A 17,475-nucleotide genomic window follows, 5' to 3' on the forward strand; every position below is an offset into this window, starting at 1 on the left:
GCCGGCATCCGGCTGCGGGACCTGGTCCGCCTGGCCAAGATCCGCTGGCGCATCGAGCACGACTACCGCGAACTCAAGACCGGCCTGGGCCTGACCCACTTCGAAGGACGTTCTTGGAGCGGGTGGCATCGCCACGTCACCCTTGTCTCGGCTGCCCACCTGTTCCTCACAGAACTGCGGTTGACCAGCCCAAAAGTGGTCGGCGGGGGCTGACCTTCTACAAGATCTTGCACATGCTTCAGGTGCTGTTAGCCACCTGGAGCGGTCGCTGCCCCACCTGCCATCAACGACCGCCATAACGAACTAACAAAGTACTACTAGTGTTCAGCGAGGACGATCACGGTGTCGCCCTCGGCGAAGACGATCGGGTCGGATTTACCGGGGTTGAGGACGATCCCGTAGTGCGGCGGCTCGTCGCGCCCGGCGCAGGCGCGGTAGCCGATGGCGGTCTCGCCGCGACGCCGCGCGGCCTCGATCACCGTGGAGAACGTCACCTCCGCCCCGGTCCGCACGTACGAGGAGGCGGGACGGGGGTAGATCTCCGAGCCGCGCGAGTCGAAGAGGTAGCCGAACACCTCGGCGAGGTGGCGGTTCTCGGCGAGCTGCGCCAGAAGCAGGCCGATGACGGTGTCGCTGATGACGATGTCGTCGGCCTCGGTGACCTCGGCGAGGGCCCGGTTGTTCTCGTCGTGCATCTCGCTGACGATCGAGTAGTGCTCGCCGAGCGTGCTCTGCATGTCCCGGAGCTGCAGCAGGGTCATGAGCGTACGCGTGTCCGCGTGGTGCGAGTCGAACCGGTCGTCGGACAGGACGATGACGTGCTGGAACACGCCGACGCCGAGCGACTCCAGCGCGAAGCGGTCGGTGGTGTCGCAGTCCTTGACGTTGACGGTGAGGTTGCGCAGCCCGTCCAGCCCTGCGCCGGCCCTCGGGTCGCCGGCGGCGATCTCCAGGACCGAGCCGGGCGCCACGTAGGCGTCGAGGAGGCGGACGATCCGCTCGGCGCGGCCGTTCCAGTTGAGCAGCAGCGTGCGCTCGGGCGCGGGGGCCGGCGGCGCGGCGGGCGCGGCGATGGCGGACTCGTCCACGGACGGCCGGCCGGCGGCGAGACGTACGTGTGAGTCGTCGGCGGCGATGACGATCACCTCGTCGTCCGCGCCGATCACGGTGTCGCCGGGCGGGTTGAGCACGACCCCGGACGGGCGGCGCAGGCCGATCACGGAGGCCGTCTGGTAGGCGTGCAGCGCCTCCCCGTAGGTGACGCCGACGAGCTTCTTCGGGGTGCGCAGGTAGATCTCGCCGCCGTCGAAGTTCAGCAGGTCCATGCAGACCACGGACAGGCCGGACTGGCGGGAGGACTGCACGATGAGCCGGGCGGCGGTGTCGTCGGAGTCGACGAGGTGCACGTCGGGGCCGCCGGCCAGGCGGGCGGCGGCGAGGTTGCGTCCGGAGGTGAGCGCGGCGACCACCGGCGGGTGCGCGCCCTCGCGCTTGGCCAGCGCGAGCAGGATCTTGATGACGTGCGCGTCCGGGTCCTCGCCCTCGGGCGAGAGCACGACGACGCTCCTCGCGGCGGCGAGGTTCATGAGCGCGAGGTCGTGCGGCTCCGTGGGCTTGCCGGTGCGGCAGACCAGCCGGGTACGCCCGAGGTCGCCGAGATGCTCGCGGAGGTCCTCCTCCATGTCCAGTTTGTCGCGGTCGGCGAGGATCGCGACGGCCGACCGCTTCTGGCTGGCGTGCGCCTTGACCAGCTCGCCCACGATCGTGAACACCTGGTCCGACCAGCCGAGCACCACCGTGTGGCCGGACTCCACGATCCGCGAGCGCCCCCTGCGCAGGCGGTCCACCTTCTGCTTCAGCCCGTTGGACAGCAGGCCGACGAGCATGCTGACGATGAACAGCCCGCCGAGCGAGCCGGCGAACATCACCGCCAGGTACGCGGCCGAGCCCTTGTCGCTCGCCACCTTGCTCGGGGTGAGCGCGTGCATGAGCGTGATCCATAAGACCTCGCCCGCCTGGCCCGCGCCGTCCGGTTCGCCCGGCGCCAGCCACAGCGTGAACCCGGCCACCGTCACGATGAGCGCCACCGACACGACGGCCAGCCACCCGATCAGCGAGGCGGTGCCTTTGGACATCGTGTTGTCGAACCAGTACCGCACGCGCGCACGGACCGTGACCTTGGACATTTCCCCGTTACCTCCGTGTAAGGAGCTGTTTGACACGGGGCAACAAGGTACCTGGCGATCTTTCCAGACGCAGGAGGACCGGTAACGTATCCGCCATGGTGCACCCCCTCGCCCCGGACGACCCGGAATCGCTGGGCGGATACCGCCTGGCCGGGCGGCTCGGCGAGGGCGGGCAGGGCGTGGTCTACCTCGCCCATCCGGCCGGGGGCGGCGACCCGGTCGCGGTCAAGCTGCTCAGCGCGGGCGACCGGGAGACGCGGGCCCGGCTCGCCCGCGAGCTCGACGCGCTGGAGGGCATCGCCTCCTTCTGCACGGCACGCGTCCTCGACGCCTCCGTGGACGGGCCGCGGCCGTACGTGGTGAGCGAGTACGTGGACGGCCCCTCGCTGGCCGAGCGGGTGCGCGAACGCGGGCCGCTGCGCGGCGGCGAGCTCGAACGGCTGGTCGTCGGCACCGCCACCGCCCTGGCCGCCATCCACGCGGCCGGGATCGTGCACCGCGACTTCAAGCCGGGCAACGTCCTGCTGGGGCCGGACGGGCCGCGCGTGGTGGACTTCGGCATCGCGCGGGCGGAGGGCGCGGCGACGCTCACGTCCGGGATCATCGGGACGCCCGCCTACCTCGCGCCCGAACAGATCAACGGCACGCCCGCGTCGGCGGCCTCGGACGTGTTCGCGTGGGCGGCCTCGATGGTGTACGCGGGGACGGGGGTGAGCCCGTTCGGGGCCGACACGGTGCCGGCGGTGCTGCACCGGGTGCTGCACGCCGAGCCCGACCTGTCGCCGTTACCCGGGCGGCTGCGGGAGCCGCTCGCCGCCTGCCTGTCGAAGGAGCCGGGACGGCGACCCACGGCCCAGCAACTGATGGTCACCCTCGTCGCCCCCGGCCCTCACCCCTCCCGCCCCCCGGCCCCTTCGGGCCCCCACCCACCGGCCCTTTCGGACCCCCGCCCCTCGGCTCCTCCCGGCGGCCCCGCACCCGTGGGCGCGCCTCCACGGCATCCGGCCGACACCGTGCCCGGCCGTTCCCGGCCACGGGGGCTGATCATGGGCGCGGTGGGCGCGGTGGCGGTCGTGGCGGCGTCCGCCGTCGTCGCCGTCGTCCTGCTGGACCGGCCCCCCGACCACCTCACCGACACCGGCCGCTCTCCGACGGCCGCCCCGCCCGCCACCACCTCCCCGGTCTCCCCCGCCGCCCCCGCCTCCGGCGGCGGCACCAGCGCCCCCACCAGCGCCGCCTCCCGCCCCGCCACCGGGCTGAAGATCCCGGCCGCCTTCGCGGGCGACTGGTCCGGCCACACCACCAGCACCAACCCCTTGGACGGCGACGGCGCCGACAACGAGGTACGCATGAAGAAGGGCGAGTCCACCGCCGAATGGCGCGAGGACAACAACGGCGGCGAGTGCAAGGGCACGATCACCCTCACCCAGGTCGAGGACACCCGGCTCACCTTCTCCCTCGGCGCGAACGAGGGCGGCTGCATCGCCGGCACCATCTGGCTCGACCTGCGCTCCGACGGCACGCTCGGCTACACCTGGCGTGACGAGCCCGGCCTCGGCCTCGTCACACAGACCGGTGCGCTCAGCAGAAACTAACCAGATCGGCAGGCAAAAACCTTCGACATCGGGCCCGGCTGACTAGATCATGGACGCTATGTCTGTGATTAAGGAGGTGCCGTTCCCCAGCCCGGAGTCTTCGGAGCTTCCGATGAACATCTGGATCGACGACGCCGACTCCGCCATCGACGTGATCGACGCCCTGGCGCTGTCGCCGTTCGCGACGGGCGCCCAGCCGTGGTCCCGGCTGGCGAACCTGGAGCGCGTCCGTTCCGATGCGCCGCTCGCCCCCAAGGGCGGCCGGGTGCTGCGTACGGCGCGGGTCGAGGACGGCACGGAGTCGCGGCTCATCTGCGGCGACGGCTGGACGCTGCGCGTGGTGCGTCACCGCAACCGCACCGCCACGGTCAGCGTCACGGCCATCGACGAGGAGCTGGCCAAGTCGGTGCTGCGCGAGAGCATCGAGGGCGCCGAGGAGGCCGTGCCCGAGGCCGACCACGTCGACATGGGCTTCTGGTGGCGGGGCACGCACGGGGGTACGCGCTCGGAGAAGCCGATCACCGCCCAGCCCTGGCCGGAGATCAGCCAGAACTACTCCGGCAAGGTACGTCCCGCCCTCGACCGGCTGATGTCGATCACCCCGGCCGACGTCAACGGCCGGCTCATCCTGCTGCACGGCCAGCCCGGCACCGGCAAGACCACGCTGCTGCGCACGCTCGCCAAGCAGTGGCGCGAGTGGTGCCAGGTCGACTGCGTGCTCGACCCGGAGCGCCTGTTCAACGAGCCCGGCTACCTGATGGAGGTGGCGGTCGGCTACGACACCGACGAGGACGCGCAGCGCTGGCGGCTGCTCGTCCTGGAGGACTGCGACGAGCTGATCAGCTCGGGCGCGAAGGCACAGGCGGGGCAGGGCCTGTCGCGGCTGCTCAACCTGACCGACGGCCTGCTCGGCCAGGGCCGGGACGTGCTGGTGGCCATCACCACCAACGAGGACCTGGCCCGGCTCCACCCGGCGGTGGTCCGTCCGGGCCGGTGCCTGACCCAGCTGGAGGTCGGGCCGTTGAGCAGGGACGAGGCCGTCGCCTGGCTCGGCAGGTCCGACGGCGTGGGCCCGTCGGGGGCGACCCTGGCGGAGCTGTACGCGCTGCGCGCCGGCCGCGAGTTCACCCCCGCCCAAGGCGACGAGTCCACCGGCCTCTACCTCTGAGACCCGTCGCACCGGCTCACGTCAGATAGGTGTGGAGCCGCCGCGCCTCGCGTACGAAGTTGTTCGACGCCCGGCGCGCGGCGGCCTCCGCCACGCGCGGCACCGCCCCGCGCGCCCCGGCCCACCGCGCCGCGCGCAGGGCGAACGCGAGCACCTGCGCGTGCCGCGCGGCCGGCCGCTCCTCCAGCCCCGGCAGGAACGTCTCCAGCAACCCGGTCACGACCTCCCACACCTGCCGGTGCGCGCCCAGCGCCGCCGCGGCCTCCAGCGTCTCCAGCGCCGGACCCGGCCTGCACCAGCCCCGGCGCAGCAGCCGGCCGAGCTGCCGCCCGAGCTCACCCCCGTCCAGCTCGCCACGCGCCGCCAGCTCCGCCACCGGCCCGGCCCGCCGCTCCGGAGCGCCGCCCCGGACCCGGTCCGCGACGACGTGGGCGAGCACGAGGGCGACCCCCTCCCCCGGCGGCCCGCCGGCCGCCGCGAGCGCCAGCGCCTCGCCCGGCCCGACGCTCTCGCGAGCGCGCAGGTGGGGCAGGTAGTGCTGCGCGACCACCTCCCTGTCCGACGGCATGACGTACGGCCACCACGCCAGGCAACCGCCGTTGTCGTCGTCCGGACGCGGCCCGGGACCGACGAACAGCAGGTCGATCAGCGGCAGCCCGGTGGCGGGGGCGGCATGAACACGCGGCACGGGACCGGCGGGCCCGGCGGGACCCTCGTCCGGCTTCACGTCCGGTCCCTCCTCCGGCCAGTCCACCGCGGTCAGCGGCGCCGGGCGGGCACCGTCCATCCAGCGGGCCGCCGCACGTCCTGCGGGCGAGGTGAGCGCACGGGCCCGAGCCACCGCCTCGGGCGGAACGGCGCGGGGCAACCGCAGCAGCGCCTGCTGCAGGTCGGCGGGCATGGCCTGGACACCCGCCCGCTCGTACGACTCCAGCCGGCTCACCAGCTCGCCGGGATCGAGGTGGCCGGTCGGCTCGGTGGGCTCGCCCAGCAGGAACGGCGGCAACGTCCCCTCGCGCAGCCCGTCACGGACCTCGGCCCAGCGGCACAGCAGGAGCAGGTGGGGCGCCGGCAAGCGTGGACCATCGGCGAGTGCGTCCGCGCCCCCGTCCGGGAACTCGCCGGAGGCCCCCTGCGAAGGGCCGGACACCGACCGGTCCACGGGCCGGTCAGCGAGCCCGTCCGGAGGCCCGTCCCAAGGCCGATCAGCGAGCCCGTCCACAGATCGGTCGGCGGGCCCGCCCGCGTGCCGGTCAGCAGGCCGATCGACGGGGCCGTCCGCGAGGAGGGCGGCGATCGCCTCCGAGAACGCCTCGATCCCGTGGCGTGGGCCGCCGGTTCCCGTCCTGCGGGCGGCGCGTTCGGCCAGGGCCGTCGCGAGGCCGCCGGGGTCCTCGCCGTGGAGCCGTACGACGCCCGCCAGCCACCGTTCCATGCCCTGCCAGTCGTCCCGGTGAGGAAGCTGCGCGAGGTCGGTGGCGGTGCGGGGGGCGGGCGGCAGCGGCGCGATGGGCCGGGGGGCGGGCAGCGGAACGGGGACGAAACCGTCGTCCTCGCGCCGCATCCCCGCGTGCGCCTCGCCGCCGAACGCCGCCGCCAGGGTCTCCGCGAGGTCCTGGGGCAGCACCCTGGCTCCGGCCCGTACGGCCGCGACGCCTCCGGGTCCGAACTGCCGGGCATGCGTGACCGCAAGCCGTACCGCCCGTCCTTGCACGTCGGCCGACGGGCAGCGGAAGGCGTCGGCCAGCGCGGGTGCGAAGGCGTCCAGTCCGGCGTGCCGGTCGCGCGCGTACTCGTCGAGCCAGGTGAGCCCCGCCGTCACCAGCCTGCGTTCCGGGCGGGACAGCAGCGCCCGCACCGCCTCTCCCACGTCCTGCGGGCCGAGCCCGTCGAGCCGCCGCAGGTGCCGCAGCGCCAGGTCGGCGACCGAGCCCGGCGCGGCGGGAAGCAGGCGCAGGTAGGCGGCGGCACGCTCGCGCACCTCGTCGTACGTGGGCTCCAGCCGCTCGTGCAGGCGGGCGAAGAAACGCAGGCCGACCACGGGGCCGCCGCGCAGGAACCGGCGTACGCAGCCGTCGAGCAGCAGGCCGCGGTCGATGCCGCCCTCGCTGGCCAGTGTCGTGAGCGCGGCGAGCCAGGCGCCGGGGGCGGAACGGTCACCGCGTTCGTCGCGCAGCGCCCTGCCGACGCCCTCCGCCTCGAACAGCCGGGGCAGGAGGTGGCCGAGCAGCGGGTCGCGGCGGAGCCGGTCGGCGGTGGGCGGGCGGATGACCCACTCGACCACGATTGGGTCGTGCACGGGCGGGGTGACGCCGGTGTGGCGCAGCATCGCCAGGGCCAGGGTGCCCGCGCCGCCGGAGCGGCGGTGGCCGCCAGGGGGACGGCCGGGGAGCCTGAGCGCGGCGCGGGTGGCGAAGTCGGCCTGCCAGGCGGGCGGGCGGGCCGACAGGACGCGTACCAGGACGGGGGTGACGTCGGGGGCGTCGTGGGTGCGGTCCTGGAAGTCGCGGCGGTTGAGCCAGGCCACGGTGGCGGCGGCGCCGGAGATGGTGCCCGCGCCGGCGACGCGCATGGGGTCGATCCAGGTCTCGTCGCCGGTCCGGTCGGGGACGGTGGTCGCGGCGCGGCGCCGCCGTACGACGGGGAGGTGGCCGGGGAGGGCGGCGGCCACCTCCTTGCGTCCCGCCGCGTCCAGGCTCAGAACGTAGTCGGCGACAAGCTCCGGATCCCCGCTGCCGATCGCCACCACTACCCCCTCCCACGCCCCTCCCCCACCGCCCCGGGCAAGGCCCCCAGGAGAAGAAGGGGCCGGAGTGGGGGACCCGGGGGCAGGGCTCGGGGCAGGGGCTTCGTCAAGGCGATCCGCCTCCCCGCCCACCCGGGCGAGGTCCCCAAGGGAAGAGAGGGCCTCGGGACGGGTGGGTGGGGAGTGGGTGGGCGTCACGAGGTGGCCTCGGACGGGGTCGGCTCGGGCAGGGCGGTGGGCGGGGTGGCGGGGCGGGCGGCGATGCGGGCGGCGAGTACGTGCTTGCAGGGGCCGCGCGACCCACGGTGGTCCCACCACCAGGGGCAGGTGCACTCGCCGGCCTCGATGCGCACCCGGCGTACGCCGCCGTCGGTGGTGACCTCGGCCGTGTCGCCCATGAGGCGCACCGCGCCGGCGGCGACCAGCCGGCGGGCGGCCGTGAGGCGGGGGTTGAGCTGGGCGACCTGGTCGCGGTCGTACGGCAGTTCGCGGTGGAAGTGGGCGGCCTCGTGCAGGTCGTAGCCGACGCGGCCGGCGACGCCGAGCTGGGTGAGCGCGGCGCGGACGCGTTCGGCGGGCAGGCCGGAGCGGTCGGCGAGCAGGCCGAGCTCGACCGTCGGCTCGAAGTTGAGCAGCATGCCGACCAGGTCGGCGTCGCCGGCGGCCTCGTCGGTGGCGAGGTCGGACAGGACGGCGCCCTCGCCGGAGAAGCCGCGCCACGGCTCGGGCGAGACGGCGAGCGTGTAGCGCATGCCGGGCAGCTCCAGCTCCCAGGCGCCGGCGGTGGAGGAGCCGTCGGCGGGCCCGTACACGCGGAGTTTCTTGGCGAAGCGCAGCAGCGGCAGGAGGGTGGCGACGCGCCCGGTGCCGGACAGGCAGACGCCGCCGCGCGCGGGCCCGGAGGACAGGCGCAGGTCGCGTCCGGACGGGACGGCCCAGACGGTGGAGCGGGCGCCGCGCGGCAGGGACCGCAGGAAGCGGACCGCCTGCGGCCCCGCGAGCTCGGCCCGCAGGTCGAACCCGGCGGCGATGACCTGCACCTCGGCGAAGCCGCGCAGCCACCGCTCCGGCAGCGGCACCTTCTTCTCCACCACGGCGCCGTCGAGGGTGGTGACGGTCAGCTCGTCGGGCCCGACGCCGAGGTGGAGCGGGTCGCGCCCGCCGACCCTGGCGAGGGATTCGCGCAGCGGCCCGTTGACGTCGACGTTGGTGGTGCCGCGGTCGAGGACGTCGCCGTCGAGCTCCAGCACGTCGAGGCGGGCGTAGACGCCGCCGCAGGCGGAGAACGACTCGAACCTGAGCCGGTCGCCGTCGCAGGTCACCACCGGGTCGCGGGTCCAGCCGGGGCGGGGCTGGTGGTAGCGGGTGAGCGCGACGTCGGCGACGGCCAGCAGCCCGGCGGCGGCCGGGGCGGCGTGGGTGAGCAGGCCGCTGAAGAAGCGGGGGTGCGCCTGCGGGCCGGACAGCGCGGTGCCGCCGGAGGTCGAGAGGCCGAGCCTGCCGTCGGTGAGGGTGGAGAGGCCCGCGTAGGAGTAGGCCTGTACGGCTTGAGTCATGGCCCGCACATTAGAGATCAACACCGACACAATTCCGCCGCCGGGAAGCCGCCGGGAAAGGCCCCCACACAGGCCGGTACGTAAACCATCCGATGTGCGTCATCCGGGGACGAAACCACAATGTGCCTGGTGCTCACCGTCGATCTCGCCCGCGTCTCCTTCGCCCGCTTCGCCGTGCCTGAGGCACCCGGCGAGCAGGCGGGCGACGACGTGTGGACCGGTGAGGAACGCGAGATCGGCTTCCCCGCCACCCAGCTCGTGCCCTCGTGGACCGCGCGCACCCCGCCGGGCGCGTGGATCGAGGTCGCGCTCCGCGCCAGGGTCCCGTCGGGGGCCCTGACCAAGTGGTACGTGATGGGCCGCTGGTCCGAGCAGGGCGCACCCCGCACGTCGGTCCCCGGCCAGGGGGACGAGGACGGCGACGTGGCGGTGGACACGTTCGTGGCGCGGCGGCCGGTGACCGCCTACCAGGTGCGGGTCGTCCGGCACGGGCCCGCGCGGGTGACCGGGCTGGGCGTGATGGCCTCGGCCGTGCCGCGCCGGCCGGTCACGCCGAGCGCGCCGCTCGCCGCCGAGCCGGTGGAGCTGGCCGTGCCGCGGCACTGGCAGCACGCGCACGCCGGCCACCATCCGCGCTTCGACGGCGGCGGCGCCAACTGGTGCGGCCCGGCGTCGGTGGCCATGGTGCTCGGCTACTGGGGACGCGGCCCCGGCCAGGACGAACTGGCGTGGGTGGGCGCCGGCGACCCGGCCCCGTCCGTGGACCACGCGGCCATGGGCGCCTACGACGAGAGCTACCAGGGCACCGGCAACTGGCCGTTCAACGTGGCCTACGCGGGCCGTTACGGGCTGGCCGGGTTCGTGACGCGGCTGCGCTCGGCGGCGGAGCTGGAGCTGTTCGTCAGGGCCGGGATCCCGGTGGTCACGTCGCAGTCGTTCAAGGCGCACGAGCTGCCCGGCTCCGGCTACTCCACGAACGGCCACATCCACGTCGTCACCGGCTTCACCGCGGCCGGCGACGTGATCGTGAACGACCCGGCCGTGCCCGACGGCGAGGTGCGGCGGGTGTATCCGCGGGCCGCGTTCGAGAACGTGTGGCTGCGGGGCTCGGGCAGCGGCGGCATCGCGTACGTGCTGCACCCGCCCGAGCAGTCCCTTCCCTACAGTAGTGATGGCAATTGGTGAGTTGATGAGCATTCGACCGATCGACGTGGCCCGTACCGACGGCGGCCCCCAGTGGGTGGAGGCGGTGGCCACACCCGCCGGCGTCGAGGTGTGGTGGGACGAGCCGCGTCCCCACGAGGGCGGCCGCCGGTGTGTGGTGCGCAGGCTGCCGGACGGCACGCGCACGGACGCGCTGCCGCCCGGCTGGAACGCCCGCAACCGGGTGGTCGAGTACGGCGGCCGCTCCTGGCGCCCGCTGCCCGGCGGCGGCCTGGTCTTCACGAACTGGGCCGACCAGCGCCTCTACCGCCGCGACGGCGGGGCCGAGCCGGTCCCGCTCACCCCGGAGGGCCCGGCCAGGTACGCCGACCTGTACCTGCCGCCGGGCCGCGACGAGGTGTGGGCGGTGCGCGAGGTGGACGACGTCCGCGACCTGGTCGCGGTGCCGCTGGCGGGCGGCGAGGTCCGGGTGGTCGCGACGGCCCAGCACTTCCTCATGAACCCCCGCCTGTCGCCGGACGGCCGGCACGTCTGCTGGATCGGCTGGGACCACCCGAACATGCCCTGGGACGGCACCGAGCTGTGCGTGGCCCCGCTCGGCGAGGACGGCACGGCGGGCCCGCACCGCGTGGTGGCGGGCGGCCCGAGCGAGTCGGTCGCCCAGGCGGAGTGGCGTGACGGGGCGAGCCTGTACGCGGTGACCGACCCCACCGGCTGGTGGAACATCCACCTCGTGCCCCTCGACGGCTCCCCCTCGGTCAACCTGACCCCGATGGAGTCGGAGTTCGGCGCGGCCACGTGGAAGCCGGGCATGTCGTTCTTCGCCGTCGCGGCGGACGGCCGGCTGGCGGCCCTGTACGGCACGGCCGACCGCCGCCGGCTCGGCGTGCTCGACCCGGGGAGCGGCGAGCTGCGTGAGATCGGCGGGGAGGCGACGTACTGGGTCTCGACCGTGTCGGTGGCGGACGGGCGGGTGGCCGGGGTGGCGGCGACGCCGTACACGCCGATGGAGGTCGTGCTGCTCGACCTGGACGGCGGCGCGCCCGAGGTGGTGTCGGCGCCGAAGCCGCTGCCGGACCGGGCGCTGCTGCCCGCCCCGGAGGCGGTGACGGTGGAGGGCGTGCACGCGCACCTCTACCCGCCGTCGGGGGCGCCCGCGGGGCCGGCCCCGTACGTGATCTTCGTGCACGGCGGGCCCACCGGCCACATGCCGATCGTGCTCGACCTGGAGATCGCCTACTTCACCAGCCGCGGCATCGGCGTCGCCGTCGTCAACTACGGCGGCTCGACCGGCTACGGCCGCGCCTACCGGGAGCGGCTGCGTCACCAGTGGGGCGTGGTGGACGTGCAGGACTGCGCCAGGGTGGCGCGCGGCCTGGTCGAGCTGGGCCGCGCCGACGCCGCCAGGCTGGCGATCCGCGGCGGCAGCGCGGGCGGCTGGACGACGGTCGCCGCGCTGGTGCACAGCGACGTGTTCGCGGGCGGCGTGGCCCAGTACGCGATCACCGACCCGGAGAGCTGGGCGGCCGAGACGCACGACTTCGAGTCCCGCTACCTGGACGGCCTGGTGGGGCCGCTGCCGGAGACCCGGGAGCGCTACACCGAGCGTTCGCCGCTGCTCAACGCCGCCCGCGCCTCGGGACCGTGCCTGATGCTGCACGGACTGGAGGACGCCATCGTGGACGTGAGCCAGGCCGAGCGCTTCACCGCCGAGCTGGACCGGCACGGCAAGGAGTGGGCCCTGCTGACCTTCCCCGGCGAGCAGCACGGCTGGCGCAGGGAGGAGACCATCGTCGCGGCGCTGGAGGCCGAGCTGGCCTTCTACGGGCTGATCTTCGGCATGGAGACGCCCGAGGTGCCGCCGCTGACCCTGAAGGGACGAGTGTGAAGAGCGTCGCCGAGATCTGCTCGGATCTGATCAGGTTCGACACCACCAATCCGGGATCCGGGGAACGCCCGGCGGCCGAGTACACCGCCACCCTGCTGGCCGACGCCGGCCTGGAGCCGGTCGTGTTCGAGGCGGCGCCGAAGCGGACCACGGTCGTCGCGCGGATCGCCGGCGACTCGCCGGACGCGCTGCTCGTCCACGGCCACCTGGACGTGGTGCCGGCCGACCCGGCCGAGTGGCGGATGCACCCGTTCTCGGGCGAGATCGTGGACGGCTGCGTGTACGGGCGCGGCGCGGTCGACATGAAGGGCTCGTGCGCGATGACCCTCGCGGCCGTGCTCGGCATGGCGGCGCGCGGCGAGCGGCCCAGGCGGGACCTGGTGCTCGCGTTCCTCGCCGACGAGGAGGCGACCGGCGACCACGGCTCGCGGCACGCGGTCACCGAGCACCGGGAGCTGTTCGACGGGGTGAGCGAGGCGATCAGCGAGTCCGGCGGGTTCAGCGTGGACTCCGGCGGGCACCGGGTGTACCCGATCGCGGTGGGCGAGCGCGGCACCGCCTGGATGAAGCTGACCGCGCACGGCGTGGCCGGGCACGGCTCACGCCCGCCGGTGGACAACCCGGTCGCCACGCTGGTCCACGCCCTGTCCCGCGTCGCCTCCCACCGCTGGCCGGTACGGCTGACGCCGTCGGTGGCGGCGCTGCTGAAGGAGCTCGGGGAGATCACCGGCCGGCCCGTGGACCTGGACCGGCTGGACGAGGAGTCGGCCCGGCTCGGCCCGCTCGGCAGCCTGTTCATGAGCCAGATCCGCAACTCGGCCAACCCAACCATGCTGGACGCCGGCTACAAGGTGAACGTCGTCCCCTCGACGGCGGAGGCGCACGTGGACGGGCGTTACCTGCCGGGGCTGCGCGAGGAGTTCCTGGAGACGATCGACGAGCTGCTCGGGGCGAAGGTCACCCGCGAGTTCGTCAACCTGGAGGACGCGCCGGACGCGCCGTACCCGTCGGTGTTCTTCGACGAGCTGGCCGGGGCGCTGACGGCGGAGGATCCGCTCGCCCGGCCGGTGCCGTACGTGATGGCGGGCGGGACGGACGCCAAGTCGTTCGCCAGGATCGGCATCAAGGGCTACGGCTTCGCGCCGCTCATGCTCCGGCCCGATCTGGACTACTTCGGCATGTTCCACGGCAAGGACGAGCGGGTGCCGGTGGAGGGGCTGGAGTTCGGCGTCCGCGTCCTCACCCGGCTCCTGACGGGCCGTACGGACTGATCGCGAGAGGGTGAGCCCCTAGTGGAACAAAGCATTCCGTTCTGATAGAGTGGAGTCACCACGAAAGGGGGCTCACCCATGAGCAGCAACACCAGCGGCTGGGACGTTCTGGACGAGGCGCACGAGGCGCTCCGCACGGCGGTCGCCGCCGTTCCCGCCGGCGGCTGGGACCTCCCCACGCCCTGCACGGGCTGGAACGTCACGGCCGTCCTGCAGCACGCGGCCGGCGACCAGCTCGGGTTCGCCTCCGCGCTCACCGGCGAGCCCGGCCCGGACTTCGACCCGTTCTCCCCCTCCGGCAAGCCGGAGCAGGACCCGGCGGCGTTCCTGGAGGCGGCGCTGACCCGCTCGGCCGCCGCCTGGGCGGGCGTCGACCACGACGCCGCCGAGGTGCCCACCCCGGTGCCGCCGCACAAGATGACGGCCTGGTCCGGCATGGCCGCGTGCGCGCTCGACGCCGCCGTGCACGCCTGGGACATCGCGGTGGCGGCCGGCGCGCCCTCGCCGCTCACGCCCGCTCTGGCCCGGCCGCTCATGCGGGTGGCCCGCGAGATCGTCGAGCCGCTGCGCGCGTGGGGCGCGTACGCCGCCGCCCTCGCCCCCGAGCAGGGCGACGACGACGTGGCCGCGCTGCTGCGCTACCTCGGCCGCGACCCTCAGTGGCAGCCGGCCGCCTAGGAGAACTTCGTCCTCGGCCGCTCCTGGAGCTCGCCGTCCACGTAGATGTCGAGCTTCTCGTTGTAGAACGCGACCAGCCCGGCGATCCGCTCGCTCTCCGGCAGCGGCGTCCGATAGGACCAGGCCAGGTCCTCCTGTCCGTTGACCGACCAGTATTCCGCCGTCCCCTTGTAGGGGCAGTGGGTCACCGTGTCGGTGCGCTCCAGCAGATTGAGCCGGACGTCGGTCTTCGGCAGGTAGTAGCGGGCGGGCAGCCCGGTCTCGAACAGGACGCGGGCGCCGCGCGAGTCGGCCACGGTCACGCCGTCCACCTCCACCCGTACGTGGCGGGAGGTGGGCAGGATGTCGACCCGCGTGTACGGGTCGCGCGGGTGGACGTAGACCTCCTCGTCCTCCTCGAACCAGGCGTCCATCGCGTCCCACTCGAACCTGACGTGCCCGCGGATCTCCTCCAGCGGCGAGTCCGGGTAGGTCAGCGCCGCGTCGGGCGCCTCGGCGGCACCGCTCGTCACGGTGTGCACGACGCCCTCGCCACGCGACGGCGAGTGCGTGGTGGCGCCGGTCGCCTTCAGCGCCGACTCCTCGACATCGGCGAGCGGGAAGTAGTAGGTCGGATAGTACGGGACCTCCCACACGAGGAGGGCGGCGGTGGTGTCGGCCACCGCCCGGCCGCCCAGGTAGGCCCTGACACGCTTGGCCGTGCGCTCGACGCGCACCCGGCCGCGAGCTGCGGTATCCATGAACGCGGCAACCCCGCCGCGGGCCCGCCTATTCCGGCGGCTCAGAGCCCGAAGACGGTCAGGGTGGCCCAGGTCGTCAGCGCGCCGACCGCCGCGCCCGCCGCCACCTGCGGCCACGTGTGGTGCGTCAGCCGCACCCGCGCCCAGCAGATCAGCGCCACCACCGCCGCTCCGGCGAGCAGCGTCGGCGCGGACGGCAGCACGTACGCCAGCACGACGACCGTCCCCGCCGACACGGCGGCGTGGAAGGAGATCTTCCACCGCAGCGTGATCGGCACGGTCACCGCCAGCGCCACCAGCATCGCGGTCACGGTGGCCACGAGCAGCAGAGGCGCGCCCAGCAGCACGAGCAGCAGCAGCGCCACGAGCACCGCCGCCACGGCCGCCATGAGGGGCCCGGCCCGGCGCGCCCGGTCCACGATGTGGTGGGAGTCGAGCCGCCCCGACCGCACCCCGGCCGCGATCACCGCCGCCGGCACGCCGCCGCACAGCGCCGAGGCCACCAGGCCCCACGCGGCCCCGCCCCAGCCCTGCGCGATGAGCCCGACGAGCGGCGGCATGAGGATCACCAGCACCTGCGGCGCCAGCAGGTCCGTCACCCGTTTCGCCAGTGAGTCGGCCGTCATGTCAGGAAAGGTTACGCGATCATGGGCCGCGGCCCGATCACGCCGGTTCGCCGCGTGTCCGCGCCGGGAGCAGCCTCAGAAGAGGGTCAGGGGCTCGTCCTCGGCGGGCAGCGGCATCGGCTCGGGCAGCGGCTCCAGCTCGGGCAGGCGGGCACGCACCTCGTCGTGGAAGCGCCGGGCGAGCTCCAGGGCGTCGGCGTTGTCGGGGGTGTGGACGAACACGGTCGGCGAGCGGCCCTCGCGCAGCCACTCCGCGACGGTGTCCAGCCACGGCCGCCAGCCCTCCACCGTGCGCTCGGTGGCGTCGCGGCCGAGATAGCGGACGATCGGATGGCCGGTGAGCGCGCGGGTCCTGCGCGGCAGGCGGGGCTTCTTGGTCCACGCGTCGCGCTCGGCGTCGCTGGCCGGCGGCGCGGCGAACATCGTGGTCGTGTCGAACGGCACCCACTCGGCCCCCGCCGCGTCCAGCACCCGTTCCAGGGCCCGCTCGGCGCGGGCGTCGGCGAAGAACGCCGGGTGCCGCACCTCGACGGCGCACCGGTGCGAGCGCGGCATCCGGCGCAGGAAAGCCGCCAGCGCACCCAGGTCGCCGGGCCCGAACGAGCCGGGCAACTGCACCCAGAGCGCGTGCGTACGCGACTCGATCGGCTCCATCGTCTCCAGGAACGCCCGTACCGGCTCGTCGGCGTCCACCAGCCGCCGCTCGTGCGTGACCGGTTTGGGGAACTTCACCACGAACCGGAAGTCCGGCGGCGTCTGCCGCGCCCACGACTCCACGGTGTCGCGGGACGGGGTGGCGTAGAAGGTCGTGTTGCCCTCCACCGCGTTGCACCAGGTCGCGTACGCGCCCAGCCGCTCCCCCGCCGGCAGGTGGGGCGGCAGGAACCGCCCCGGCCACTTCGCGTGCGTCCACATCGCGCATCCCACATGAAGCCGCATGCCCTCGACCGTAGCGGAGGAGGGGCACCGCATAGTCTGGGCCTATGGGCATGGTCGGGACGGTCGGGCTGGTGTTGCATCCGGAGCGCGACTCGAAGAAGGCGATCGACACCATCCTGCGCTGGGCGGGGGCCAAGGACGCCACGGTGCTCGGCCTGCCGGAGGAGGTCGGGCGGATCGACTGCAGCGCCGTCGCGGTGGACGCCGACGCGCTGGTCGAGCGGTCCGACCTGCTGGTGGGGCTCGGCGGCGACGGGACGATGCTGCGCACCATGCGGCTGCTGGCCGGGCGGCCGACGCCCATCCTGGGGGTCAACCTCGGGCGGCTCGGGTTCCTCGCGGAGATCGACGTCGACGAGCTGGCGGACACCCTGTCGGCCATCGACGGGCACCGCTACACGGTCGAGCCGCGGATGGCGATCCGGAGCCGGGTGGGCGACACGCACGTGACCGCCTTCAACGACATCGCGCTCGTCCGCATCCCCGGCGAAGGGCTCGCGGGCGTGGCCGTCACCCTGTTGGGCAGCGACTTCGTCCGGTTCTCCGCCGACGCGGTGATCGTGGCGACCACCACCGGGTCCACCGCCTACAGCTTCTCGGCGGGCGGGCCGATCGTCTCGCCGCGGGTGGAGGCGGTGCTGGTGGTGCCCGCGGCGGCGCACTCGTCGTTCAACCGGGCGCTGGTGCTGCCCGCGGACGAGGAGGTGACGCTGGAGGTGCTGCCCTCCAGTGGACGGCTCGCGGTCGAGGTGGACGGCGCGGTCGTCGGCCACCTGTGCCCCGGCGACTCCGTCACGGTCAGCGCGTGGCCCGGGGCCGCCAAGGTGGTGCGGGTCGGCACCACCTTCTACGAACGGGCCCGGCGCAAGCTGCGGGTGGACGGCAGCGCCGAGGCGTACTGACCGGGCGCCTCGCGTC

General features: G+C 74.2%; 14 protein-coding genes. 8 read left to right on the plus strand and 6 right to left on the minus strand.

Features of this window, described 5'->3' with window-relative positions:
• Window positions 1–213: transposase (locus BMW85_RS00005; RefSeq protein WP_143082045.1), on the plus strand; the 213-nt coding region annotated here is incomplete at its 5' end.
• Between the two features lie 104 nt (window positions 214–317).
• Here the strand turns inward: BMW85_RS00005 and BMW85_RS00010 are convergent.
• Window positions 318–2,186, minus strand: coding sequence for a CASTOR/POLLUX-related putative ion channel (locus BMW85_RS00010; RefSeq protein ID WP_091075226.1), 1,869 nt, complete (start codon window positions 2,184–2,186; stop codon window positions 318–320).
• Between the two features lie 95 nt (window positions 2,187–2,281).
• Here BMW85_RS00010 and BMW85_RS00015 point away from each other — a divergent pair, with 95 nt between their 5' ends.
• On the plus strand, window positions 2,282–3,781 hold the full coding sequence (locus tag BMW85_RS00015; RefSeq protein ID WP_091075228.1) for a serine/threonine-protein kinase: 1,500 nt from the start codon (window positions 2,282–2,284) through the stop codon (window positions 3,779–3,781).
• Between the two features lie 58 nt (window positions 3,782–3,839).
• Entirely contained in the window at window positions 3,840–4,949 is a 1,110-nt protein-coding gene (locus BMW85_RS00020) for a DUF5925 domain-containing protein (protein ID WP_091075230.1), read from the plus strand.
• A 16-nt stretch (window positions 4,950–4,965) separates the two neighbouring features.
• On the opposite strand, the gene BMW85_RS00025 is transcribed toward BMW85_RS00020, so the two are convergent.
• Together BMW85_RS00025 and BMW85_RS00030 are read right to left on the minus strand one after the other, a co-directional pair.
• Entirely contained in the window at window positions 4,966–7,695 is a 2,730-nt protein-coding gene (locus tag BMW85_RS00025) for a DUF6493 family protein (protein ID WP_143082046.1), read from the minus strand.
• Between the two features lie 194 nt (window positions 7,696–7,889).
• Entirely contained in the window at window positions 7,890–9,251 is a 1,362-nt protein-coding gene (locus BMW85_RS00030; protein ID WP_091077013.1) for an SWIM zinc finger family protein, read from the minus strand.
• 120 nt (window positions 9,252–9,371) lie between these two features.
• Between BMW85_RS00030 and BMW85_RS00035 the strand changes: the two genes are divergently transcribed.
• From BMW85_RS00035 to BMW85_RS00050, 4 genes are all read left to right on the plus strand, one after another.
• Window positions 9,372–10,436: a C39 family peptidase gene (locus tag BMW85_RS00035; protein WP_091075235.1), complete on the plus strand. Its 1,065-nt coding sequence runs from the start codon at window positions 9,372–9,374 to the stop codon at window positions 10,434–10,436.
• Between the two features lie 4 nt (window positions 10,437–10,440).
• Complete coding sequence (locus BMW85_RS00040) at window positions 10,441–12,303, plus strand: prolyl oligopeptidase family serine peptidase (protein WP_245774516.1); 1,863 nt, start codon at window positions 10,441–10,443, stop codon at window positions 12,301–12,303.
• Window positions 12,300–13,574: a M20/M25/M40 family metallo-hydrolase gene (locus BMW85_RS00045; protein ID WP_091075239.1), complete on the plus strand. Its 1,275-nt coding sequence runs from the start codon at window positions 12,300–12,302 to the stop codon at window positions 13,572–13,574. The genes BMW85_RS00040 and BMW85_RS00045 overlap by 4 nt, the downstream gene beginning before the upstream one ends.
• A gap of 78 nt (window positions 13,575–13,652) precedes the next feature.
• Window positions 13,653–14,252 (plus strand): TIGR03086 family metal-binding protein, encoded by a 600-nt coding sequence (locus BMW85_RS00050; protein ID WP_091075242.1) that lies wholly within the window; start codon window positions 13,653–13,655, stop codon window positions 14,250–14,252.
• On the opposite strand, the gene BMW85_RS00055 is transcribed toward BMW85_RS00050, so the two are convergent.
• The 3 genes from BMW85_RS00055 to BMW85_RS00065 form a co-directional block, all read right to left on the minus strand.
• On the minus strand, window positions 14,249–14,992 hold the full coding sequence (locus tag BMW85_RS00055; RefSeq protein WP_091075244.1) for a DUF427 domain-containing protein: 744 nt from the start codon (window positions 14,990–14,992) through the stop codon (window positions 14,249–14,251). The two genes, BMW85_RS00050 and BMW85_RS00055, sit on opposite strands and share 4 nt — an antisense overlap.
• A gap of 41 nt (window positions 14,993–15,033) precedes the next feature.
• Window positions 15,034–15,618: a hypothetical protein gene (locus BMW85_RS00060; protein WP_091075247.1), complete on the minus strand. Its 585-nt coding sequence runs from the start codon at window positions 15,616–15,618 to the stop codon at window positions 15,034–15,036.
• A 75-nt stretch (window positions 15,619–15,693) separates the two neighbouring features.
• Window positions 15,694–16,557 carry a DUF72 domain-containing protein gene (locus tag BMW85_RS00065; protein WP_091075249.1) on the minus strand — a complete coding sequence of 288 codons (864 nt, stop codon included), beginning with the start codon at window positions 16,555–16,557 and terminating at the stop codon, window positions 15,694–15,696.
• A 44-nt stretch (window positions 16,558–16,601) separates the two neighbouring features.
• Here BMW85_RS00065 and BMW85_RS00070 point away from each other — a divergent pair, with 44 nt between their 5' ends.
• The gene (locus tag BMW85_RS00070; protein WP_091075252.1) at window positions 16,602–17,459 is read left to right on the plus strand and encodes an NAD(+)/NADH kinase; all 858 of its coding nucleotides are present in this window, start codon (window positions 16,602–16,604) and stop codon (window positions 17,457–17,459) included.
• The last annotated feature ends 16 nt before the right edge of the window (window positions 17,460–17,475 follow it).

This window comes from Nonomuraea wenchangensis (genome assembly GCF_900111685.1).
GTDB classification, from domain to species: Bacteria; Actinomycetota; Actinomycetes; order Streptosporangiales; family Streptosporangiaceae; genus Nonomuraea; species Nonomuraea wenchangensis.

What these genes read in the sequence shown, in the direction of transcription:
- BMW85_RS00065 (WP_091075249.1), bottom strand. Translation starts at nt 16,557, where the DNA reads ATGCGGCTTCATGTGGGATGCGCGATGTGGACGCACGCGAAGTGGCCG.
- BMW85_RS00050 (WP_091075242.1), top strand. Translation starts at nt 13,653, where the DNA reads ATGAGCAGCAACACCAGCGGCTGGGACGTTCTGGACGAGGCGCACGAG.
- BMW85_RS00035 (WP_091075235.1), top strand. Translation starts at nt 9,372, where the DNA reads ATGTGCCTGGTGCTCACCGTCGATCTCGCCCGCGTCTCCTTCGCCCGC.
- BMW85_RS00010 (WP_091075226.1), bottom strand. Translation starts at nt 2,186, where the DNA reads ATGTCCAAGGTCACGGTCCGTGCGCGCGTGCGGTACTGGTTCGACAAC.
- BMW85_RS00070 (WP_091075252.1), top strand. Translation starts at nt 16,602, where the DNA reads ATGGGCATGGTCGGGACGGTCGGGCTGGTGTTGCATCCGGAGCGCGAC.
- BMW85_RS00055 (WP_091075244.1), bottom strand. Translation starts at nt 14,992, where the DNA reads ATGGATACCGCAGCTCGCGGCCGGGTGCGCGTCGAGCGCACGGCCAAG.
- BMW85_RS00030 (WP_091077013.1), bottom strand. Translation starts at nt 9,251, where the DNA reads ATGACTCAAGCCGTACAGGCCTACTCCTACGCGGGCCTCTCCACCCTC.
- BMW85_RS00060 (WP_091075247.1), bottom strand. Translation starts at nt 15,618, where the DNA reads ATGACGGCCGACTCACTGGCGAAACGGGTGACGGACCTGCTGGCGCCG.
- BMW85_RS00040 (WP_245774516.1), top strand. Translation starts at nt 10,441, where the DNA reads ATGAGCATTCGACCGATCGACGTGGCCCGTACCGACGGCGGCCCCCAG.
- BMW85_RS00015 (WP_091075228.1), top strand. Translation starts at nt 2,282, where the DNA reads ATGGTGCACCCCCTCGCCCCGGACGACCCGGAATCGCTGGGCGGATAC.
- BMW85_RS00020 (WP_091075230.1), top strand. Translation starts at nt 3,840, where the DNA reads ATGTCTGTGATTAAGGAGGTGCCGTTCCCCAGCCCGGAGTCTTCGGAG.